General features: G+C 73.3%; 16 protein-coding genes. 11 read left to right on the top strand and 5 right to left on the bottom strand.

Annotation, left to right across the window (positions count from 1 at the left end; all coding sequences use genetic code 11):
- Nucleotides 1–143: 143 nt before the first annotated feature.
- Nucleotides 144–2075, top strand: coding sequence for a biosynthetic arginine decarboxylase (gene speA, locus WMF43_RS13580; RefSeq protein ID WP_437680437.1), 1932 nt, complete (start codon nt 144–146; stop codon nt 2073–2075).
- An 8-nt stretch (nt 2076–2083) separates the two neighbouring features.
- Complete coding sequence (locus tag WMF43_RS13585) at nt 2084–2824, top strand: heme exporter protein CcmB (protein ID WP_437680439.1); 741 nt, start codon at nt 2084–2086, stop codon at nt 2822–2824.
- Nucleotides 2825–2875: 51 nt separating this feature from the next.
- Here WMF43_RS13585 and WMF43_RS13590 read toward each other — a convergent pair whose 3' ends face one another.
- Nucleotides 2876–4150, bottom strand: coding sequence for a (2Fe-2S)-binding protein (locus WMF43_RS13590; protein WP_437680441.1), 1275 nt, complete (start codon nt 4148–4150; stop codon nt 2876–2878).
- 134 nt (nt 4151–4284) lie between these two features.
- On the opposite strand from WMF43_RS13590, the gene WMF43_RS13595 reads away from it, so the two are divergent.
- The 6 genes from WMF43_RS13595 to WMF43_RS13620 all read left to right on the top strand — a co-directional run bounded on the left by WMF43_RS13595 (nt 4285) and on the right by WMF43_RS13620 (nt 12962).
- Complete coding sequence (locus tag WMF43_RS13595; RefSeq protein WP_437680443.1) at nt 4285–4902, top strand: hypothetical protein; 618 nt, start codon at nt 4285–4287, stop codon at nt 4900–4902.
- Nucleotides 4886–5560 carry a nicotinate (nicotinamide) nucleotide adenylyltransferase gene (nadD, locus tag WMF43_RS13600; RefSeq protein WP_437680444.1) on the top strand — a complete coding sequence of 225 codons (675 nt, stop codon included), beginning with the start codon at nt 4886–4888 and terminating at the stop codon, nt 5558–5560. Before WMF43_RS13595 ends, nadD begins: the two co-directional genes overlap by 17 nt.
- A gap of 74 nt (nt 5561–5634) precedes the next feature.
- On the top strand, nt 5635–6450 hold the full coding sequence (locus WMF43_RS13605) for a DUF2520 domain-containing protein (protein ID WP_437680446.1): 816 nt from the start codon (nt 5635–5637) through the stop codon (nt 6448–6450).
- A 113-nt stretch (nt 6451–6563) separates the two neighbouring features.
- Nucleotides 6564–10250 (top strand): sigma 54-interacting transcriptional regulator, encoded by a 3687-nt coding sequence (locus WMF43_RS13610; protein ID WP_437680448.1) that lies wholly within the window; start codon nt 6564–6566, stop codon nt 10248–10250.
- Between the two features lie 4 nt (nt 10251–10254).
- Nucleotides 10255–10659, top strand: a complete 405-nt coding sequence (locus tag WMF43_RS13615; protein ID WP_437680450.1) for a hypothetical protein — start codon at nt 10255–10257, stop codon at nt 10657–10659.
- Between the two features lie 83 nt (nt 10660–10742).
- Entirely contained in the window at nt 10743–12962 is a 2220-nt protein-coding gene (locus WMF43_RS13620) for an ATP-binding protein (protein WP_437680451.1), read from the top strand.
- 24 nt (nt 12963–12986) lie between these two features.
- Here the strand turns inward: WMF43_RS13620 and WMF43_RS13625 are convergent, their stop codons facing one another.
- Nucleotides 12987–14051 carry an L-erythro-3,5-diaminohexanoate dehydrogenase gene (locus tag WMF43_RS13625; protein ID WP_437680453.1) on the bottom strand — a complete coding sequence of 355 codons (1065 nt, stop codon included), beginning with the start codon at nt 14049–14051 and terminating at the stop codon, nt 12987–12989.
- Between the two features lie 345 nt (nt 14052–14396).
- On the opposite strand from WMF43_RS13625, the gene WMF43_RS13630 reads away from it, so the two are divergent.
- Nucleotides 14397–15326: a DUF4388 domain-containing protein gene (locus WMF43_RS13630; RefSeq protein ID WP_437680455.1), complete on the top strand. Its 930-nt coding sequence runs from the start codon at nt 14397–14399 to the stop codon at nt 15324–15326.
- A 319-nt stretch (nt 15327–15645) separates the two neighbouring features.
- On the opposite strand, the gene hisD is transcribed toward WMF43_RS13630, so the two are convergent.
- Nucleotides 15646–17013: a histidinol dehydrogenase gene (gene hisD / locus WMF43_RS13635; RefSeq protein WP_437680456.1), complete on the bottom strand. Its 1368-nt coding sequence runs from the start codon at nt 17011–17013 to the stop codon at nt 15646–15648.
- A 202-nt stretch (nt 17014–17215) separates the two neighbouring features.
- On the opposite strand from hisD, the gene WMF43_RS13640 reads away from it, so the two are divergent.
- Nucleotides 17216–18208 (top strand): hypothetical protein, encoded by a 993-nt coding sequence (locus WMF43_RS13640; RefSeq protein WP_437680458.1) that lies wholly within the window; start codon nt 17216–17218, stop codon nt 18206–18208.
- Between the two features lie 9 nt (nt 18209–18217).
- Here WMF43_RS13640 and WMF43_RS13645 read toward each other — a convergent pair whose 3' ends face one another.
- Nucleotides 18218–20164, bottom strand: a complete 1947-nt coding sequence (locus WMF43_RS13645) for a serine/threonine-protein kinase (RefSeq protein ID WP_437680460.1) — start codon at nt 20162–20164, stop codon at nt 18218–18220.
- A gap of 57 nt (nt 20165–20221) precedes the next feature.
- The gene (locus WMF43_RS13650) at nt 20222–20713 is read right to left on the bottom strand and encodes an SMI1/KNR4 family protein (RefSeq protein WP_437680461.1); all 492 of its coding nucleotides are present in this window, start codon (nt 20711–20713) and stop codon (nt 20222–20224) included.
- A 240-nt stretch (nt 20714–20953) separates the two neighbouring features.
- Here WMF43_RS13650 and WMF43_RS13655 point away from each other — a divergent pair, with 240 nt between their 5' ends.
- Nucleotides 20954–21769: a uracil phosphoribosyltransferase gene (locus tag WMF43_RS13655; RefSeq protein WP_437680463.1), complete on the top strand. Its 816-nt coding sequence runs from the start codon at nt 20954–20956 to the stop codon at nt 21767–21769.
- Nucleotides 21770–21772: the final 3 nt, after the last annotated feature.

A 21772-nucleotide genomic window follows, 5' to 3' on the forward strand; every position in this document is an offset into this window, starting at 1 on the left:
GAGCCGCGTCGCCAGCGCGCGGCGTCCAGCCGTCCAGCGTCGGACCGACGATCTGACGTCCCTCTGATGAGCCAGAAGCCCCTCGTGGGCCCTCCCCGTATGTCGGGGTTCGCCCCGCGCGAGCCCCGACAAGGAGAACGACTGTGAGCAGCGCGCCCGAGACGAACACCGACGACTGGACCACGGAAGACGCGAAGTCGCTGTACATGATCGACCGCTGGGGTCGCGGGTACTTCGACGTCAGCGCGGACGGCAACCTCACGGTGGCGCCCCTCCAGGAGCGCGGCCGCAAGATCGCGATCCGCGACGTCGTGGACGCGGCGCTCGAGCAGGGGCTCCGGACGCCGCTCCTGATCCGCTTCCAGGACCTGCTCCACCACCGGGTCCGGGCGCTCAACGAGGCCTTCAACAAGGCGATCGCCGAGAGCAAGTTCCGCGGCACGTACCGCGGCGTGTTCCCGATCAAGGTGAACCAGCTCCGCGAGGTCGTGGAGGAGATCCTCGACGCGGGCAGGACGTACCACTACGGCGTCGAGGTCGGCTCGAAGCCCGAGGTCTTCGCCGGCCTCTCGGTCCACTCGGACGCCGAGTCGCTGATCGTCTGCAACGGCTACAAGGACGAGAACTTCATCCGCACGGCGCTCATCGGGCGCAAGCTCGGCAAGAAGGTGATCCTCATCGCGGAGAAGCTCTCCGAGGTGCGGATGATCACCCGCGTCGCGAAGGACATGAACGTCGAGCCCATGATCGGCCTGCGGGTGCGGCTGCTCACCGAGGGCGCGGGCAAATGGAAGACCTCGGGCGGCGAGAACGCGAAGTTCGGGCTCTCCACCGCCGAGATCCTCGCCGCGATCAGGATCATGGACGAGGCCGGGATGAGCGCCTCGTTCAAGCTCCTGCACTTCCACATCGGCTCGCAGGTGCCGGACATCCTGATCATCAAGCGCGCCGTGCGCGAGGCGACGCGCTACTACGCGAAGCTCCGCAAGATGGGGCAGCGCATCGAGTACATCGACGTCGGCGGCGGGCTCGCCATCGACTACGACGGCTCGCGCTCGACGTTCCACTCGTCGATGAACTACTCGGTCGAGGAGTACGCGCGCGACATCGTGCACAACATCGCCGACATCTGCGACGAGGAGCGGGTGCCGCACCCGAACATCGTCTCGGAGTCCGGCCGCGCGATCGTCGCGCACCACTCGGTGCTGGTCGTCCAGGCGTTCGGCTCGATCGAGAAGACGCCGATGTCGCCGATCGACATCCAGACCGAGGAGCACAAGCTCATCCAGAACCTCCTCTACATCAAGGAGAACATCTCGGGGCCGAACCTCGGTGAGTCGTGGCACGACCTGCTCCAGATCAAGGAGGAGGCGCAGAAGATGTTCGAGCTCGGCCTGCTCAACCTCGACGTGAAGGCGCGGGTCGAGATCCTCTTCTGGGAGATCGCCGAGAGCATGCAGAAGATCGCGTCCGAGCTCGATCCCGAGGAGGTGCCCGACGATCTCGGCGAGCTCCGCAAGCAGCTCGCCGATCAGTACATCTGCAACTTCTCCGTGTTCCAGTCGCTCCTCGACCACTGGGCGCTCGGCGCGCTCTTCCCGATCGTGCCGATCCACCGCCTGAACGAGCGCCCGGCGGCGGACAGCACGCTCGTCGACATCACGTGCGACTCCGACGGCAAGGTCAGCAAGTTCATCGACCTGAACGACGTGAAGGACACGCTGCCGCTGCACCCGATCTCCGGCGACGCGCCCTACTACGTCGGCATCTTCCTGACCGGCGCGTACCAGGACATCATGGGCGACATCCACAACCTCTTCGGCCGGGTCAACGAGGTGCACGTGTTCCTCGATGACGACGAGGAGAGCGGGTACTACATTGAGGAGACGATCGCCGGGAACAAGATCCACGAGGTGCTGGCGCTGACCCAGTACGACAACCGCGATCTCGTGGGGAAGGTGAAGGCGCAGGTCGACGGCGCGATCAAGCAGGACCTCCTCAAGCCCACGGAGGGCATGAGGCTGCTCGCCGACTACGAGCGCGGGCTCAAGGATCAGACGTACCTGAGCCTCTGAGCCGCCCCGTGCCCTCCGCGCAGCCGACCACGGCGCCCGGGACCCGCGCGGCGCCTCGCCGGCGCGGCGCGCCCGGCTGGGCGAGCCAGGCGCTGCTCGTCGCCAGGAAGGACCTCGCGATCGAGCTCGCCACCGGCGAGATCGTCACGACGAGCGGGTTCTTCGCGGTGCTCGTCGCGGTGATCGCGTCGCTCGCGTTCCACGCGGGGCAGGACGCGACCGAGCGGGTCGCGCCCGGCGTCATCTGGGTGAGCGTGGCGTTCGCGTCGGTGCTCGCGCTGAGCCGCACGTGGCAGCGGGAGCGCGAGGACGGCGCGCTCGCGGGCCTGCTCGTCCTGCCGATCGCGAGGAGCGCCCTCTTCGCCGGCAAGGCGCTCGGGCTCTGCCTGTTCGTGACCGCGGTGGAGCTCATCATCATCCCGGTCGCGGCGCTCCTCTTCGCGGTGGATCTGGCGGAGGCGGGCTTGGGGCTCGCGCTCTTCTGCCTCGCCGCCACGCCGGGCATCGCCGCGAGCGGCACCCTGTTCGGCGCGATGACCGTGCGCACGCGCGCCCGCGACCTCGTGCTCGCGAGCGTGCTCTTCCCGCTGCTCGCGCCCACGCTGCTCGCCGCGGTGGCGGGGACACGCGAGCTCTTCGGCGGCGCGGCCGTCGGCGAGCTCACCGACTACATGGCGCTCATGGCCGTGTTCGACGTCGTGTTCATCGCGGGCGGGATCGGCCTGTTCGATCTGATGATCGAGGGCTGACCTGCCGCAAGTGCCGCAAGGCCGCGCGCCTCACGCCGAGGCGCCGCGCGCTCAGGCGGCCGCGCCCCGCTGCGCCAGCACGTCGTCCGCGACGGCCGCGGCCGCGCGCTCGATGCCGGCGAGATCGAGCGCGGCGCCCGTGCACTCGCCGAGCGCCCACACGCCGTCGCCGGCCCGGCCGCGCGCGTCGACGCTCACGGCGTACCCCGCGCGCGGGTCGTACCGGACCCGCGCGCCGGCCTGCGCCGCGACCTCGAACGACGGCGCCGCCGGCGCGTCCACCGCGACCGCGACGACCTTCAGGTCGCGGACCTGGCCCTCCTCGTCGAGCGGCGTGTCGCGCAGGGTCACGCTCTTCACCTGCGAGATCCCGTTCACCGCGACGAGCGCGGCGAGCGGGACGCGCGCCGCGAGCCGGTCGCCGAGGGCGCCGGCGAGCTCATCGGCCCAGAAGCCCTCGCCCGCGAGCGCGACGGGGCCGGTCGGCTCGACGCCGTGGGCCAGCAGCCGGCAGAGCGCGCGCGCGGAGAAGACGCCGGGCAGGTCGTTGTTCGGGACCGCGACGACGCCGTCGTGCGCTCCGGTCGCGAAGACCTTCGCGGGCGCGCGGACGACGAGCGCGCCGGCGTCGCCCGCGACCAGGATCTCGCCGAGGTACACGCCGGCGGCCACGTGCCGGGAGAACACGCGGACGCCGTCGAGCCGGTGCCGCGCGAGCAGCGCCGCGGCGCGGCGCGGCGCGGCGGCGAGCGAGCCCGCGGGGGCGAGCCCGTCGTCGACGAGCGCGACGCGGAGGCCTCGCGCCGCGAGCGCCGAGGCCGCCGCCACCCCCGCGGGCCCGGCGCCGATCACCGCCGCGTCCACGTCGAGCCGCGCGGCAGGCTCGACCGGGAGCGCCGCGCTCGGAAGCCGACCGAGGCCGGCGAGCTTGCGCGCGATCGACTGCACGACCCCGGACAGCCCGGGGACGCCGGCCATCAGGTGGTGGTGATCGATCCCCTGCGGGAAGAACCAGTCCGTCACCCGGAGCAGGTCGGCCTGCCGTGAGCCCACCACGTTCTGCGACTCGATGCGCTCGCCGCCCGCGGCCGGGCGCAGGCAGGTCATCACGTTGGGCACCCCGTCGACCCGCGCGAGGCAGCCGTCGCAGCCGCCGCGCAGGCAGGTCGGCGCCCTCGGGCGGTGCAGCTTCGGGCTCCGCGCGAGCGTCACGCGCCCGGAGGCGACCAGCGCCACGGCGAGCGGCTCCCCTCGCTCCGCCGGGACGGCCTCTCCGTCGAGGGTGATGGTGACCGGGTCCTCCAGCGCGCGACCTCGCCGAAACATGCGCGGACGCTAGCAGACGCGCGCGCGATCGTCCTACCGCGCGCCACGCGCCCCGCAGCAGGCGGGCCGCGCGGCCGCGGGAGCCCAGCCGAGAAGCTGTCCGCCGCTTCGCGCGGTGATCTATGCTGTGGCCGATGCGCCTCGGCGTCCTCGGCCCTGCACAGGGTGACCTGCCCGCGCTCGCTCGCGGCGCGCAGCACCTGCTCGACGAAGGGCACGCCGAGCGGGTCATTTACGTGGCCGACGACGACGCCCTCGACCGCGTCGTCGAGGGCTGGGCGCTGAGCCTGGTCGGCTCGAACCCCACCGCGGGCGCGCTGTTCGGCCGGGCCATCCGGTGCGCGACCGCCACGCCCGACGAGATCGACGCCTTCGTGGCGTCCGAGCAGGCGCGGCTGCGCCTCCAGGTGCTGATGAGCCTCCCGCCCGGCCAGCGCACGATCGAGATCCTGGACGGGCGCGTCGCGCTCTTCGTCTTCGACAAGGCGGCGCTCGACGAGGAGGACATCGTGGCGGCGTCCCTCCTCGTCTTCGGCAAGAGCCCTGAGCCGCTCATCAAGAAGGTCGGCACGCGGACGTTCTTCTCCCCGGGGCCGATCGGCTCCGAGGGCGGCACCGCGCTCCTCGACGACGGACAGGGCGGCGTCCGGATCGAGGTGATGAACTCGAGCGGCGCGGTGACCGCGCGCGAGATCGTGGGGCCGTCCGCCTCGGTCTCCAGGATGAGGGTGCAAGGTGGCTCTCAAGGCTGAGGAACCCGCGGGCGCTCCCGGCGACGCCCGCGCGCGCGCGCCGTCGGGAGCGCGCCGCGTCGCCGTCTTCGGGGGCAGCTTCAACCCGCCCCACGTCGCGCACGTGCTCGCGGCGACGTACGCGCTCTCCGTCGCGCCGATCGACGAGGTGCTCGTCGTCCCCGTCTTTCGCCACCCCTTCTCCAAGGAGCTCGCGCCGTTCGAGCATCGCCTCGCCATGTGCGAGCTGGCCCTCGGCTGGCTGCCGCGCGTGTCGGTGTCGGCGGTCGAGCGGGATCTCGGCGGCGAGAGCCTCACCCTGCGCACGCTGGAGCACCTCGCCGCGGCGCACCCGGACTGGGCGATGCGGCTGCTCGTCGGCGCCGACGTGCTCCCCGATCTCCCGAGGTGGCACCGCTTCGATCGCATCGAGCAGCTCGCGCCGCCGATCGTCCTCGGCCGCTCGGGCTTCGCCGCGTCGCCCGCGGATCACCCGGGCGAGGCCGCGGGCGGCCCCCGCTCGCCCCTGTGCCCCGCGGAGGTGCTGCTCCCGCAGATCTCGAGCACCGAGATACGCCGCGCGTTCGCCGCCGGCGATCTGGACGCCGTGCGCCAGCGCGTCCCGGCCGCGGTGATCACCTACGCCCGCGCGCACGGCCTCTACGGGAGCGCCCCGTGAGCGCGGCTCCGGTGCGCGACGGAGAGGGCGCGGGCGCTCCGCGACCGCCCCACGAGGGCGAGGCGGGGCCGGACATGACCGTCTTCATCTACGGCGGCGGCAAGGTAGGCCGCGGGCTCGCGCGCGCGATCCGCGCCGCCGGGCTCCCCGTCACCCTCAGGGCGGCGCGGGACGGGCTCCCGGCGGATCGCATCGACGCGGACCTCGTGATCGTCGCCGTGCGCGATCGCGACATCGCGCCGTGCGCCGCGGCGCTGCGCGCGCGGGGGCTCGTCGGCCACAGGGACGTCGCGGTGGTGCACTGCGCCGGCGCGCTCGGCCCGGAGGCGCTCGCGGGGGCGCGCGGCGGCCGCGTCGCGGTCGCGCAGATGCACCCGATGATCTCCTTCGCCTCGCCCGAGTTCGCGCCCGCCCTGGCCCGCGGCCACCTGCTCGTCGACGGCGACGCGCGCGCCGCGCTCGTCGCGCGCGCTCTCGGCGAGCGCCTCGGGATGACCCCGCGCGTGTTCCCCGATCTCGATCGCGTCGCCTACCACGCCGCGGCGGGCCTCGTCGCCAACGGCGCCGCCGCGCTGGCCGCCGCCGGCGTCGACCTGCTCGAGCGCGCGGGCGTCGATCGGACGACCGCCGCGGCGATGCTCGGCCCGCTGCTCCGCACGGTCGCGGACAACGTCGAGGCGCTCGGCGTACCCGAGGCGCTCACCGGGCCCGTGCGGCGCGGCGATGCGGCCGGCGTCGCGCGGCACCTCGAGACGCTCCGCCGGCTCGCGCCGCACCTCGTGCCGCTCTACCTCGCCGCCGGCGCCACGCAGCTCCCGCTCGCGCGCGCCCTGGACGAAGCGCCGCCGGCCGCGTTCGACGCCATCCAGCAGGTCCTGGACGGAACGTAGCAGCCGAGCTGAAATTTTCTGTTGATGCGGCACGGGTGACCGTGCAACACCCGGCGGCCAGACGGCGGGATCCGTTGATGTGCGGTCCAGCGTGGGGGTACGCTTGTGGTGCTTTGGGATCCGTCGCCGCAGCCTGCGCTTCTTCTGCCACAACGAGCGAGGCCGGAGGCTTCCGGACGCTCGATGAGCGCGTTCGTGACGCCGCGTCGCGTGGAGTCCTCCACGTCCATGGACGCCGGTCGGTCCTGGACGCCGTTTGCGCCCACCTCGCGCGTCGCGCGCGCGGCGCGGGGCGCTCGCTGATCTCGGCCGCGCACGCCGCGGATCGGGATCCCTGGCGCGACCTCGCGCTGCGCTGCGGGGTCACCTCCACGGACCCCGCGGAGGCCGCGCAGGGGATCAGCGCCGCCGCGCAGGGCGCGGTCCTGCTGCTCTCCGAGGGGGAGCCGACGAGCTGGGGCGGCCTCGTGCTCGAGGAGCTGTCCCGCCTCGTCGCGGAAGGGTCGAGCGCCACGCTGGTCATCGTGTGCAGCGACGCCGCGATGCGGCCGTGGACGAGCGCGATCACCGTCGACGCCGTCGCCTCGCCGGACGATCTGCACCGCTTCTGGGAGGCGGTCGCCGAGGACGCGGAGCGCCGGATCGTGTCCAAGATCGAGCGGCTCGACGCGCTCGAGGGCTGGTGCTCCGCCGCGCTGGCCACGCCCCCGGAGCAGCGCCGCGCGCGGCCGACGCCGAGCGGCGCGGCCAGGCGGCTGCTCGATCGGCTCGCGCTGAGCCAGCGGCCGTGGCCCTCCGCGCAGCTCGGCCTCCTCGGGGCCCGGCGGCCGGATGGCGAGCCCGGCGCCGCCGGGCGGGCCGGCGCCGCCGAGGAGCTCTCCGCCCTCGGGCTGATCGACGTCGACGAGCGCGGGTGGGTGGCGGCGCGGGACGCGGCGATCGACCCGGCCGGCGCAGATCCCGACGACGTGCTCGCGGTCGCGGAGGCGCTCGAGGCGCTCGCGGCCGATCCGTGGAGCCTCGCGCGCGCGAGCGAGCTGTTCGCGTGGCTCGGCCGCGAGGAGCGCGCGGAGGCGGCGGCGATGCTGGCGATCTCCTCGGCCGGCGAGCCGTCGGCGCGCGCCGATTTCTGGCAGCGCTGGTCCCGGTCGATGCGGGCGCTCGCCGGGACGAAGCGCGCCGGCGCCGAGGGCGCGCCCCCGTCGCCCGAGGGCGACCGGCTGCTGCGCGCCGCGGAGCTCGCGCTGCGGCTCGGCGACGTGGAGTTCGCGATCGACTTCTCGTCGGCGGCGCTGCGGGAGCGCGAGTCGTTCGACGCGCTGCTCGTGCACGGCCGGGCGACGAGCGCGCGCGGCGATCTGATGACCGCCTCGATGGTGCTCGCGCGCGCGCTCGCGCGCGCGGCCACGCCCGCGGAGCGCTCGCGCGGCGCCGTGGAGATGGCGGAGCTCTGCTGCAAGACGGGCGACCTCGCGGCGGCCAAGGGCCACGCCGAGGAGGGGCTCGCCGGCGCGGGCGAGCTCGCGACGCGGCTCCAGGCGCGCAACATCCTCGGCAAGCTGCTCCTCGCGCAGCAGGCCTTCGCGGAGGCGGAGCGGCACTTCGCGGCCGACGCGTGGGAGGCGGCGTGCGGCGGCGAGCCCGTCAGCGAGCTGCGCGCCCGGCTGAACCGCGCGATCGCGCTGCTCTCCAGCGGCCGGCTCGACGAGGCGCGCTCGATGCTCACCAAGGTGCTCGAGGACGGGGAGCGGCGCGGCGAGCGCCTGGCGACGGCCTACGCGCTCACGAACCTCGCGGTGATCGCGCACCTGAAGCACGAGTACCCCGAGGCCTTGCGGCTCCTCGAGCGCTCGATCGACATCTTCCGCAAGATCGGCGACAAGGTCGCCCTCGTCAACCTCATCGCGAACCTCGCGGAGATCCGGCTCCAGCTCGGGCTGATCGAGGAGGCCGAGCAGGCGCTCGCGTTCGCGCGGAAGGTCTGCGGCGCCGTGATCCCCGGCGTGTGGATCACGCACGTGGCCTGCGTCGCGGCGCAGATCCACCTGGAGTGCGGTCGCTCCCTGGACGCCTGGTCCGAGCTCAGCCCGGCGTTCACGTACGGCGCCGGCCCGAAGCTCGGCGAGTGTTACGTCATCGCCGGGCGCATCGCGCTGGAGGACGGCGACCTCCTCCAGGCCGCGCAGATGCTCGCGAAGGCGCGCCCGGAGGCGAGGTCCGACCGGCTCCGCGTCGAGGTCGCCCTGCTCGACGCGGTGCGCGCGCGCGCCGCCGGCGAGCCCTACGGGCAGATCGCCGCCGAGGCGCTCGCGCTCGCGCGCCAGGCGCACACCCGCGAGCGCGCCCTGGAGGCGCACGTGCTGCTCCACCTCGCGTCGGTGTCCGGGGATCGGTCGTCCCACGCGCCCGAGGACGATCCGGCGGCCGCGCGCTCGCACCTCGAGGCGGCGATCGCGCTGCGCGACCGCATCGCCGAGTCGCTCCCGCCCGAGATCGCGCGCAAGTTCCTGGCGCGCCGCAGCTTCGCGGAGCTCGCGCGGCTCGAGGCCTGCGCGCGCAGCGCCGCCGAGGCGGAGTCGAGGGGCGGCTGCGAGCTCTGCGGATCGAGCGCGTGCGCCGGGTGCGCGCGTGCGTCCGTCCGCGCGCTGAAGCCGCCGAGCGCGGCGCCGGCGATCAAGCGCATGGCGGGCACGACGCCCGCGCTGCTCAGCCTCATCCACCAGATCGAGAAGGTCGGCGCGAGCGACGCGACCGTGCTGATCCACGGCGAGAGCGGCACCGGGAAGGAGCTCGTCGCCGAGGCCATCCACGAGGTGAGCGCGCGGCGGATGGGCCCGCTGGTCAAGGTCAACTGCGCCGCCCTGGTCGAGACGCTGCTGCTCTCGGAGCTGTTCGGGCACGAGAAGGGGTCGTTCACCGGCGCCGCGTCGCGCCGTCGCGGGCGGTTCGAGCTCGCGGAGGGGGGGACGCTCTTCCTGGACGAGATCGGCGACATCTCGCCGCGCACCCAGGTCGCGCTGCTCCGCGTCCTGCAGGACAAGACCTTCGAGCGGGTCGGGGGTGTCACCCCACTGCGCGCCAACGTCCGCATCCTCTGCGCAACGCACCGCGACCTGCGCGCCATGGTCTCGCGCGGCGAGTTCCGGGAGGACCTCTATTATCGCCTCCGGCAGGTCGTCCTGGAGGTCCCCGCGCTCCGGCAGCGGCCGCGGGATCTGCCGGTGATCGCGGCCGCGATCCTGGAGCGGATCGCCGGCGAGCGCGGCACGGCGCCGAAGCGCCTCTCCAGCAGGGCCGTCTCGGCGCTGTCGCGGCACTCGTGGCCGGGCAACGTGCGCGAGCTCGAGAACGCGCTGCGCGCCGCGGCCATCTTCGCGGACGGCGACGTGATCGATCTCGAGGACTTCACGGCGAACGTGGAGGGGCTGCAGGCCCTCGGCGCCGTGGAGCCGCTGAGCGCTCCGATGACATCGCGGGCTGGCATGCAGCCTGCAAGCTCTGCGAGCGCCAGCGAGCCCCCCAGCGCGCCGCGCTCGTCGGCGCCCGAGCGGGCCGAGGGCGAGCCTGACCACGCTTCGGCGCCCGTCGACCGCACGCCGCTGGAGCTCGCGTACGCGCACGTCCGAGGAGGGGTGAGCCTGAGCGACATGAAGCGCGAGATCGAGCGCGAGTGCATCGCCCGGGCGCTCGACGAGAGCCGCGGGAATATCACGCGCGCGGCCGTGCTCTTGGGTATGAAGAGGCCACGCCTCTCGCAGCTTGTGAAACAGTATGGCTTTGGTGGGACGTCGGAGGAGTGAAGTGATGCGAGGTTGCAGGACGACATGGCTGTTCGGAGGCCTCGCGCTCGCGCTGTCGGCGCCCGCGCTGCTGGCCGGGTGTGCGATCGCGCCCGGAGAGCGCGACGAAGACGGCGACGCGTGGGGCGAGCTCGATCCGGCGACCTCCGAGGAGGCGTCCGGGTTGAGCGATGATGGGGCCGGCGTCGACGCCGACCACGTCGTCGGCGTCCCCCTGCGCGAGGGCGCGCGTCCGGCGACGCTCCTGCAGCGCGCCGCCGGGAAGGCGCCGGGCACCGAGGGCCCCCTCGGCACGACGACCTACGTGCGGTCGGGGGACTCGCACCTGCCCGAGCCGCTCCCCTGGCACGGCCAGGACGGCACGAACGGCCGCGACCACGCCTCGCCGGAGAGCGACGGGACGCGCTGAGCCGCGCCGCTGATCCGGGGCGACCACGTCGCCCCGGGCGGGTTTTGGCGCTGCGCCACGGCTCACCGCGGTAGCCTTCGGGCGTGGCGCCGCTCGGGATCGATCTCCGCACACGGACGACCCTTGTCTGCGGGGCCCTGGCCCTCGCCATCGCGGCCTCGACGTTGCTCCGAGGCCGCGTCCGCCGCGTTCACCTCTTCTTCGCCGCGTTCGCCGCCGACGTCGGGCTCTGGTACCTGTCCCAGTCGCTCTTCGGCTTCTTCCAGGCCTCGATCTGGGAGCGCTTCACCGCGATCCTCGCCGTGCTGCTCCCGCAGTTCGCGCTGCAGCTCTTCGAGGCGATGATCCCGCACGACGGGCACCGCCGCTCGCGGCTGCTCCGGTTCGCGGGGGTGCTCGTCATCCCGCTCTTCATCCTCGTGCTGGTGAGCCGCGAGCCGGGCTCCTGGCTCGACTGGCTCACGCGCGGCTGCATCTTCACCTACGTCTTCGCGCTGCTCACGGCGGGGCTGTACACGCTCGGCCAGCGCGGCAAGCAGAGCTCGTCGCGCGCGACGCAGCGGCGCGTGCGGTTCCTCGTGGTGATCGGCGCGCTCGCCGGCCTGGCCAGCGTCGCCGACTTCGCGTGGTTCCTCGGCGCGGAGCCGCCGCCGGTCGGCGCGGCGCTCTCGATCGTGTTCCTGTTCGTGCTCGCCCAGGCGCTCCGGCACGAGCGGCTCCTCGACGCGTACGAGATGCTCGCGCGCCTGCTCGTCGCCACCGCCGTCGCGTTCCTGATCGCGCTCATCTTCTACCTCCTGCTCACGTTCATCGGCGGCTTCAACACGATGTACCTGAACGCGGTGCTCGCCGCGATCGTGGTCATCGTGCTGTTCGATCCGCTCCGGGAGCGCGTCGAGGAGCAGATCCAGCGCCTGTTCTTGCGGGAGCGCTTCGATCTCGATCGCTCGCTCGCCGACGCCCGGCGGCGCCTCGTGCACACGCTGGAGGTCGAGGAGATGGGCTCGATCGTGATGAGCGCGCTCGAGCAGTCGCGCCGGGTGACCGCGGCGGCGCTGTACCTGCGCGATCAGGACGGGACCGGCTTCGACCGGCTCGCCTCGCTCGGGCCCCGGGTCCCCGAGCGGATCGAGGTGGCGACCGCGAGGGCGCTGCTCGAGCGCCTCGATCGGGGGCCGCTCGCGATGGAGGAGCTCGAGCGCGAGGCCCGCGAGCGGCGCGCGCGCCTGAGCCACAGCGACGCGGTCGACAACGGCAACTTCGCGAGGCGGACGGAGGTGCGCCCCCAGGTCCCGGAGGACGCGGTGCTCGCCGCGGCCGAGGTGCTCGGCAGCCTGTGCTCGGGCGTCGTGCTCTGCGCGCGCGACGAGCAGGGCGATCCGATCGGGCTGCTCGTGGTGGCGGACACGCGCGTGCGCGACGCGTTCTCGCCCGAGGAGCTGACGCTGCTCGAGACGCTCGCCGCGCAGATCGGCGTCGTCGTGGAGAACTCCCGCCTCTACGCGCAGATGAAGGAGCGGGACCGGCTCGCGCTCCTCGGCCAGATGGCGGCCGGGCTCGCGCACGAGATCCGGAACCCCCTCGGCGCGATCAAGGGGGCGGCGCAGCTGCTCGCCGATCCGGTGCCGGAGGCGCAGATCGATCCGGCGTCGCGCGAGTTCATCGGGATCATCCTCGAGGAGGTCGACCGGCTCGACCGCGTCGTGGGGTCGGTGCTCGATCTCGCGCGGCCGGCGCAGGGCTCGGTCGTCCCGACGGACGTGAACGCGATCGTGCGCCGCACGCTGCAGGTGCTCTCGATCGAGCGCCGGAGCGATCAGCTCGAGGTCGAGGTCACGCTGGACCCCGATCTCCCCCGGGTCGCCATCGATCCCGAGCAGCTCCGGCAGGTCTTGATGAACCTGTTCCGCAACGCCGTCCAGGCGATGAAGGGCCGGGGCAAGGTGGTGATCTCCACGCGCGTCCGCTTCGGCCGCGGGACGCGGCCGGGCTCCGGCTCGGACGAGCCGTTCGTCGAGCTCAACGTCGCCGACAACGGCCCCGGCATCTCCCAGAAGGTGCTCGCGAACATCTTCCTGCCCTTCTTCACCACGAAGGAGAAAGGGACGGGGCTCGGGCTGTCGATCAGCCAGCGCATCGCGCAGAGCGCCGGCGGCCGCATCGAGGTCCGCTCCTACGAGGGCAAGGGGAGCAACTTCGCCGTGATCCTCCCCGCCTCGGTCGACAAGCTGGGCGCGCCGGCCCCGGCCCCGACCCCGGCGCGGCCGACGGCGGAGCCGGCGCCGCTCGAGCGGCCTGGCTGACGCGGGCGACGCGCCTCGCCGCGATCAGCCGTAGCGCGACGAGAGGAGCTGCGCGAGCGCGGGGCTCTCGCGCACGAGCGCGAGCGTGTGCTCGGCGTGGCCGTGCGCGTAGCCGTTGCCGATGTAGAGGTCGATGTCCTTGCCGATCCCCTCGGCCCCGAGGGCGGCGGCGGTGAAGCTCGTGCTCATCGCGAAGAAGTACGCCTTGCCGCGGTCGCGCGTGGCGACGATCGCGCTGAGCTCCACGCCGGGGACGTTGACGCACGAGAGCGTGAGGTCTGCGCCCGCGTCGCCCGTGAGCGGCAGCACCACGTCGCGCACCGCGATGGGGTCGCGCGCGTCCGCGACCGCGACGTGATCGCAGATCCCGAGCGCGCGCAGGTCGGCGGCGAACTCCGGGGACGCCTCGATCCCGATCACGCGCCCGGATCGGCCGACGCAGCGCCGCGCCTCGGCCGCGCAGAGCAGGCCCGATTTCCCGCCCGCGCCGAGCACGACCACGGTGTCGCGGGAACCGGCGAAGCGCGCCACCTGGGGCGCCGCGCCGGCGACGTCGAGCAGCGCGAGCGCGAGCCGCTCGGGCATGTCGTCCGGCATCCGGGCGAGCGGCGCCGAGGCGAAGACGATCGCGGCGCCCTCGACGTCGATCTGCGCGGACGCGGGGCGCACGGCGACGATCCGCCGCAGCGAGAGCGGCGTGAGCGAAAGCGACGCGAGCGTCGCGATGCGGTCGCCCACGGCGAAGCCGCGGTGCTCGGCCAGCGCGCCGACCCTGCGCACCACGCCGAGCAGCATTCCGCCCGAGCCGGTCACCGGGTTGTGCTGCTTGCCCCGCCGCGCCACCGTCTCGAGGACGAGCCGCGCCACCCCTTCCGGGTCGCCGCCCGACGCCTCCTCCATCTGGCGGAAGCTCGCGGCGTCGATGTTCAGCGTCTCCACGTCGACGACGATCTCGGTCTCGAAGTGGCGCGAGGTGTCGGCGCAGAGGCGCTCCGCGGGTTGCGGGAGCGCCCCCGGTGGATCGAGCACGCGGTGCGTGCCCAGCGGATCGCCTGCGGAGAGGGTGCGTTGCGTCGCTTCAGAGCTCACATCGAGCCCGTTGAACATGCCGGCCCCGAAAGCAAGAGCAATGAGCCGGGGAAGGCGCAAGGATCCTGGCCGGGGGCGCCCGGCGCGCTTCCGACGGGGCCTGCTCGCCCGCCGGACCCGGGGCGAAGACCCGCGATTTCTCCCGATGATTTCGCGTATTTGCCGCCGCCGGAGGGCGAGCCCAGACCCCCCGGCAGGGGGGCGCGGCGGCGCGCCGCGTCGAAGGGAGCGGGCCGCCTCGATCGAAAGAACGGAGCGGATCGCTTGACCACCTTTGCTCGGTGAAACTAAGCTTTGCCCCCTGCTGGCGCTCGCGTAGCGCAACGAAGGTTTTTACTCCCTGCGATGGACAACCACGCTCCCAAGGTGTCGGCAACGCGGCAACTAGCGTTGCGCTTCATCTCCGGGAAGTACCAAGGCGGCGAATTCCCCCTCGGGGAGCAGCAGGAGATCGTCGTAGGGCGCTCCAGCGACCTCGACATGGTCCTCGTCGAGGATATGGTCTCCCGGCGCCACGCCCGCATTGCATGTACCGATCAACAGATCGTCATCGAGGATCTCGGCTCGACGAACGGCACGTTCGTCAACGGCGAGAAGATCAAGAAGACGACCCTGAAGGAGGGTGACCGTGTGCTCATCGGTACCAGCATCCTCAAGGTCGTCTCCACCGACCCCGGCGCGCCCCCGGCGCGCCGGCGGATGGATGAGCCCTCGTTGAGGAGCGGTCAGACCCGGTCGATGTCCGGGTCGATCGACGAGATCCCGCTCCCGGATCTGCTTCAGCTCTTCGGTACATCGAAGAAGAGCGGAGTCCTCGTCGTCCGCTCCGACGACGACGTCGGCAAGATCTACCTGCGCAAGGGCATCGTGACCTTTGCGACGATCAACGATCTCACCGACGTCCCGCCGCTCAAGAGCGTCTACCGCATCCTCACGTGGGTGGGCGGGACGTTCGATCTGGAGCCGGCCGAGGAGCGGGTCATGACCGGCGAGATCAGCGCGACGGTGCAGGAGCTCCTCATGGAGGGGCTCCGGCAGATCGACGAGCTGAACAACATCCGCCATCAGCTCCCGGATCTGTCGGCGCGCCTGATCATCCCCCAGCCGCTCAAGCCGGCGCTCCGCGACCTCACGCCCGTCGATCTGGACGTGCTCCAGATCGCCTTCAACCACGGGCACCTCGCGATGGTCCTCAACAAGAGCCCCGCGACGGATCTCGAGACCGCGCAGTCCGTGCTGAAGCTGATCCACGCAGGGTACCTGCGCGCCGAGTGAGCCGATCGGTGGCGCCGGGCGCCACGAGGCCGCGCCGCGTCCGGCGCTGAGCCTGCGGCGCCGCCGCGCGTCCGCGGTGGCGCGCACGCGCTGAGCTCGCGGCGTCGCTGCGATTCCGCGGTGGCGCGCACGCGCTGAGCTCGCGGCGTCGCTGCGGTTCCGTGCTGGCGGGCAGGCGGTGAGCCCGCGGCGTCGCTGCCGCGCTCGGGCCTGCAGCGGGCCGCAAGGCAGGAAGATCGTTGCCTTTTCTCCCTGCCTCGCCGGCGATGTCGATCGCGTCGAGGTGCCGCCGCTCCGCTGTCCCGGCGGCGAGGCGGCCTCAGGCCTTCGACGGGTCGCGCCCCAGGGCCGAGAGGCGCAGCGTCACGGCGCGGGAGTGCGCCTGCAGGCCCTCGGCCAGCGCGAGCTTCTCGATGACCGGCCCCTGCGCCCGCAGCGCCCCGGCGGTGTACCGGATGAGGCTCGCGCGGGTCACGAAGTCGTAGACGCCGAGCGGCGACCCGAAGCGGGCCGAGCCCCCGGTCGGCAGCACGTGCGACGGCCCCGCGAGGTAGTCGCCGGCGGCGACCGGCGTGAGGCTGCCGAGCAGGGCCGCGCCGAGCGTGCCGATCTCGGCGAGCAGCGCCTCGGCGTCCTCGACGTGGAAGGCGACGTGCTCGACCGCGAGCTGATCGGCGACCTCGGCGAGGCGAGCGCGCGAGCCGACGACCAGCGCCGCCGCGTGCGTCGAGAGCGACGCCTCCACGATCGAGCGCCGCGTGAGCTCGGGGAGCGCGGCGTCGAGCTCGCGCGCGACCGCCTCCGCCAGCTTGGCCGACGTGGTCGCGAGCAGCGCGTAGGACACCTCGTCGTGCTCGGCCTGCGAGAGCATGTCGGCCGCGACGAGCCGCGGATCCGCGGAGTCGTCGGCGATCGCCAGGATCTCGCTCGGCCCCGCGATGCCGTCGATCGACACGTCGCCGAAGACGAGCCGCTTCGCGCAGGCCACGTAGGCGTTGCCGGGGCCCACGATCTTGTCGACCGGCGCGAGCTCCGGGAGGCCGTAGGCCATCGCGGCGATCGCCTGCGCGCCGCCCGCGTCGAGCAGGGTCGTCACGCCGGAGAGGTGCGCCGCGGCGAGCGTGGCGTCGTCGGCCGACGGGCTCGCCAGCACGATCTCCCGCACGCCCGCGACGCGCGCGGGGATGGCCGACATCAGCACGCTCGACGGGTAACGGGCCTTGCCGCCGGGCGCGTAGACGCCCACGCGGCGCAGGGGGCGCACGCGCATGCCGAGGAGGACGCCCTCCTCCTCGTAGCTGAAGCCGGCCTGCAGCGGGGGCCCGCCCGGCGCGACGTCCGCGGGGCCGAGATCGCCCGCGTCGCGCTGCCGCTCATGGTACCGCGCGATCCTCGCGGCCGCGACCTCGATCCCGGCGCGGACCTCCGGCGCGAGCCGCGCGAGCGCCTCGGCCCCGCCGAAGCCGCCCTGCGACTCGGGGCCGGCGTGGCGGACCAGCGCCTTCGGCGTCCGCCGCTCGAACTTCTCGATGTAGCCGAGCACGGCGGACGTGCCCCCGCGGCGCACGTTGTCGATGATCTCGGTCACCGCAGGCGTGACGTTCGCGAGATCGCCCGTGCCGCGGGCGCGCAGGGCAGACAGGGTGGACTCGAACTCAGGCGAACCTTCGATGTAGATGGGGAGCATGGCTTGCGTCGGACCGGCGCGGCAGAGACGCGCGCGCGGGGCGACACCCCGTACCACAGCGCCCCGGCCGGCGGTACGTGGTGGTTCCGCGCATGCGCCCGCGCGCGCGCCGTCGACCGACATCGTCCCCGCCCGTCGCCGCCGGCGGACGCGCGGCGGCCGGCGAGTTTCCCGGCCCGAGCGGATGGAGTAGGGTCGGCCCATGCGGCCCGGTTCGTTCGGACTCACCTCCTCCGCGCTCGCGCTCGGGCTCGTCGCGCTCGCGCCCGCGGTGCTCGTCGGGTGCCCCGAGAACTCCTGCTTCCTCAAGATCTGCCAGGGCGCGAGCTGCCGCTGCTCGATCTCGTCGTGCAGCGACGGCGCCGCCTTCGACACCACGCAGAACCGCTGCCGGTGCCTGAAAGGGTACCTCTCGGTCGCGGGCCAGTGCCTCACGCCCCAGGCGGCGAACGCCTACTGCGGCGTGGGTCGCCATTGGGAGAACGGCGGGTGTGCCGCCGACCGGTGCCGGCCCGGCGACGAGATCGATCAGAGCACCGGTTACTGCGTGTCGCGCGAGCAGGTGGCGACCAACATCGGGGTCGCCGTCGGCGCCGGGCAGCAGCTCGGCTGCCCGCCCGGCCAGCAGCTCATCGTCGACGGCCCCACCGCCGCCTGCGTCCCGCTCGCGCAGACGTGCGCGCGCGACGAGGTCTGGACCGGTCAGGCGTGCGCCAAGGTGGGGCAGTGCCCGACGGGCTCGATCTGGGACCCAGCGCTCGCCCAGTGCGTGCAGTACGCGCAGGGCTCGGGCGAGAGCGGCCTCAGGGTCAACGTGGCGCAGTGGGCGTCCGCGAACTACGGGCCGGACGGCGGCATGGGCACGAGCGGCTTCTGCGGCGCATTCGCCAAGAAGCCGTACAGCTTCGGGATCGTCGAGGGGGCGTCGGCGTACGTCCGGATCAACGTCATGATGTCCTTCCCGGAGACCGAGATCGCCCGCGGCGTGGTGCAGGCCGTGACGGTGTTCGACGCGAGCGGGAACCCGGTCCCGCCGCGCGGCGCCGCGGAGGTCGACGCGGCGGCGCGCAACATCTTCAGCACGCTCGTCCTCGGGGGCGGGCGGGCCAGCGCGCCGACGTCCTCGACCACCGTCCGGTGCGCGATCGTCCACGCCGGCAAACCCCAGCCGGTGCCCGCCGTCGGCGGGCTCTGACCCCGGCGCTCACGGCCGCGTCAGCGTGCTCACGACGCGCGTGGCCGGCAGCGCGCTCAGGCCGACGCAGCTGACGACCCGGTTGCGCTCCATCACGAAGTTGCGCGCGGACGGCTCGATCTTCGCGAACTCGACGCTCAGGCGGGCGCCGTCGAAGCTCGCGCGCAGGGGGCGGTCGTCCACGGCGCTGCGGACGTCCTGGCAGGTGCCGCGCGAGCGCGCCGGATCGAATTTGCCCCCCTCGGGCGCGATGAAGCGGATCCGGTCCTCCACGGCGAACACCCCGGCCTCGCCGGGGATCTCGCGGAGCGAGAAGCGGGCTTCGCCCTCCTCGTACTCCTGCGGCGCGAACTGCTCCGGGCGGCGCACCCGGAACTCGAGCGCCTCGCCGGCGAGCACGGCCTCGAGCTCGCGCCCGTTGCCGACCCACAGCCCGGCCAGGGCGGCGAGCGGCGACGGCGGCTCGCTCGCGCCGGCGTCCGCGGCGGCGCCGCTCGCGCTCGCCGCCGGCGGCGACAGCTGCGGCGCGGCGCCCTGCCTGCGGCCGTCGCGCTGCCCGTCGAGCACGCCGAGCGCGCGCAGCGCGGCGGCGCCGCCGGCGATCGCGAGGACCCCGGCGCCGATCGCGAGCCAGGGGCGGCGCGCCCGCGGCGACCTCGAGGGCTTGTTCCCGAGGGCCGCGCCCGGCGACAGCGCGGCGTCGCGCGCCTCGTCGACCGTCGTGGCCGCGGGCGGCGGGCGGCTCGATCCGGCGAGCGGCGGCGACGACGGCACGGGCCGCGTGGGGCGGGCGATCGTGTCGAGCGCGGCGAGCATCTCCTCGCAGCTGGCGAAGCGGTCGGCCCTGTCCTTCGCGCACGCCTTCTGGAGGAGGGCGTCGAGCTCCGGGGGCACGTCGCGCCGCGCGGCGCTGACGCTCGGGAGCGGCACCTCGGCGTGCAGCCGCATGATCTCGACGTCGCTCTCGGCGTCGAACGGCACGCGGCCGACCAGCATCTCGTAGAGGACGACGCCGAGCGCGTAGATGTCCACCCGCTTGTCGAGCGCGCGCTGCCCGAGGACCTGCTCCGGCGACATGTAATAGAGCGAGCCGATGATCCCCTTCGTGAGCCCGCGGCCCGCGAGCGCGTCCGCCTCGGCCTTCGCGATCCCGAAGTCGGTGACCTTCGCGACGCCGTCCTTCGCGCGGATGAGGACGTTCGCGGGCTTGAGGTCGCGGTGGATCACCCCCTCGTGATGCGCGGCCGAGATGCCGGAGGCGATCTGGCGGAAGATCGAGAGCGCCTCCGGCAGCGGCATCGGCCGGCGCTCCTCGGCGTAGCGGGAGAGCTTCTGCTCGAGGCTCTCCCCGTCGATGTACTGCATGACGAGCCAGAGCTCGTCCCGCTCCGCGACCACCGCCTTCAGGTGGACCACGTTCGGGTGATCGATCTGGGCGAGCGCCCGGCCCTCGGCGAGCGTCCGCGCGCGCACGTCGGGCCGGTGCCCGAGCTCCTGCCGCACCGCCTTCAGGACCACGTGCAGCCCCGTGTGGACGTCGCGCGCGAGGTAGACGACGCCCATGCCGCCCTCACCGAGGACGCGCTCGATCACGTACTTCTGATCGACGAGCGTCCCGGCGGGGAGGTGACCGCCGGGCACGCGCCGCGGGAGCGAGCCCGCCAGCGGCGCCGGCACCACCTGCGGCGCCGGGGCTCTGCGCGGCGCGTCAGCGCCCCCGACCTCGGGGGGCGGCTGGCTGGCGTGGTGCGCGTCGTCCTCGGACAGCAGCGCCTCGGGCAGCAGCGCCTCGGGCAGGGGCTGCCCAGGGACGGTCGCCGTCGGTCCGCCGGGCGCGGCGGAGGGCGAGCGCGTCGCGACGTCGGCGGCGCCCGGCGCGGCCAGCGGGGATCCGCAGGTCACGCAGAACCGGGCGGAGCCAGGGTTCTCTGCGTTGCAGGCCGGGCACCTCGGCATGGCACGATCCGCGAGCTCCACGGCGCGCCACGGAGGCGGCGCGCCGCGGACGCTACGTCACGTCCAGTGACCCGCGCGGAGCGCCGCGGAGTCGATCGTCTTGATCTTCGGCGCGAGCGCCTCGCGGAAGATGGCCTCGTCGTCGTCGTCGAGGCCGCTCTCTCCGAACCCGGAGGCGACTTCCATCGAGGTCGCGAGGATGCGGAGGAACTGCTGGAAGCTCGAGGCGCAGAGCTCGGGCTTGAGGGAGTCGGTCCCCGTCATACAGGTGAACACGGGACAGTCTCCCTCGGCGTCGAGCTTCGAGATGTCGAGAAAATAAGGATCTCCGAGCAGGGCGCTGCGCGCGATGAGGATCCAGCTTTTGCGCCAGCCTGGGAGGGAGCTCTCGCCGCCGTTCGCCTGCTGCTCGGCCGCGAGTTTGTCCGAGGGGATGAGCCGCACGCGCTCGACCGGGGTCACCGTCTCGACGTCGAGCGGGTCTGCCGCCTGCAAGAAGGCGCGGTACCTGGCGGGCACCCGCAGCGTTCTGCGCAGCTCTTCCACCACCGCTGGAGCCGCCTTTCCGAACCTCGCTGGGATGCCCCTTCGGGCAAAGGCATCCTTGAGCGCCGCAACCGACTCGGCAAGGTCGCTGTCCACCGAACGTCCCTTCCTTTGCAAGTCCACCGGGCGACCGCTGGGGCGGGCGCCCTCATCGCTTTGAAAACCGCTTCGCTCCCGGGGAGAGCACCGGCGCGCACCCGGAGGAATACCCCGCGCCGGGCCAGGTAGTGTAACAGAAAAACGATGGTCGACGTTGCGTACGCTGAGAGCCGATTCCGGGCCCCTGAAATCGCCCATCATTACGGGGCGGGCGTGCACCTTCTCGATGACCCGCTCGCATGGACATTGCTGGCCAGGGCCTGCTCCCCGGAGACGGTCCAGCCCGATGTCGGGCGCCTCATCGGCGTCCTCTACCAGATGCTCGCGCGCACCGTCTTCGCCGCCGAGCTGGGGCGCACGCGGGTGGACCTCCCGACGCGCATGATCACCTCCCATCAGGAGGCCGTCTACCGGGGCACCGCGCTGTCGCGCGCGACGAAGGCGGTCACCGTGGGCATCGCGCGCGCCGGGACGATGCCCTCGCAGGTCGTCTACGAGCTCTTGAACGAGATCCTCGACCCGACGCTGGTCCGGCAGGACCACCTGTTCATGAGCCGGCAGACGAACGAGCAGGGCGAGGTCATCGGCGCGACGTGGCACGACGCCAAGATCGGGCGCGACGTCGACGGCCGCCTCGTGCTCTTCCCCGATCCGATGGGGGCCACCGGCTCCTCCATGGTGAGCGCGCTCTCGTACTACAAGACCGCGCTCGAGGGCAGGCCCGCCAAGTGCATCGCCATGCACCTCATCGTCACGCCCGAGTACATCCGCCGGGTCACCGAGGCCCACCCGGACGTCATCATCTACGCGCTCCGGCTCGACCGCGGCCTCTCGCCGACGCGCGTCCTCAAGACGGTGCCGGGCACGCACTGGGACGAGGAGCGCGGGCTGAACAGCATCCAGTACATCGTGCCCGGCGCCGGCGGCGTGGGCGAGATCCTCAACAACGCCTGGCTGTAGCGC

It is taken from the genome of Sorangium sp. So ce131 (assembly GCF_051519095.1).
In the GTDB taxonomy this organism is placed as follows: Bacteria; Myxococcota_A; Polyangia; order Polyangiales; family Polyangiaceae; genus Sorangium.

What these genes read in the sequence shown, in the direction of transcription:
- WMF43_RS13590 (WP_437680441.1), bottom strand. Translation starts at nt 4,150, where the DNA reads ATGTTTCGGCGAGGTCGCGCGCTGGAGGACCCGGTCACCATCACCCTC.
- WMF43_RS13615 (WP_437680450.1), top strand. Translation starts at nt 10,255, where the DNA reads ATGCGAGGTTGCAGGACGACATGGCTGTTCGGAGGCCTCGCGCTCGCG.
- WMF43_RS13645 (WP_437680460.1), bottom strand. Translation starts at nt 20,164, where the DNA reads ATGCCGAGGTGCCCGGCCTGCAACGCAGAGAACCCTGGCTCCGCCCGG.
- hisD (WP_437680456.1), bottom strand. Translation starts at nt 17,013, where the DNA reads ATGCTCCCCATCTACATCGAAGGTTCGCCTGAGTTCGAGTCCACCCTG.
- WMF43_RS13655 (WP_437680463.1), top strand. Translation starts at nt 20,954, where the DNA reads ATGGTCGACGTTGCGTACGCTGAGAGCCGATTCCGGGCCCCTGAAATC.
- WMF43_RS13630 (WP_437680455.1), top strand. Translation starts at nt 14,397, where the DNA reads ATGGACAACCACGCTCCCAAGGTGTCGGCAACGCGGCAACTAGCGTTG.
- WMF43_RS13595 (WP_437680443.1), top strand. Translation starts at nt 4,285, where the DNA reads ATGCGCCTCGGCGTCCTCGGCCCTGCACAGGGTGACCTGCCCGCGCTC.
- WMF43_RS13640 (WP_437680458.1), top strand. Translation starts at nt 17,216, where the DNA reads ATGCGGCCCGGTTCGTTCGGACTCACCTCCTCCGCGCTCGCGCTCGGG.
- WMF43_RS13605 (WP_437680446.1), top strand. Translation starts at nt 5,635, where the DNA reads ATGACCGTCTTCATCTACGGCGGCGGCAAGGTAGGCCGCGGGCTCGCG.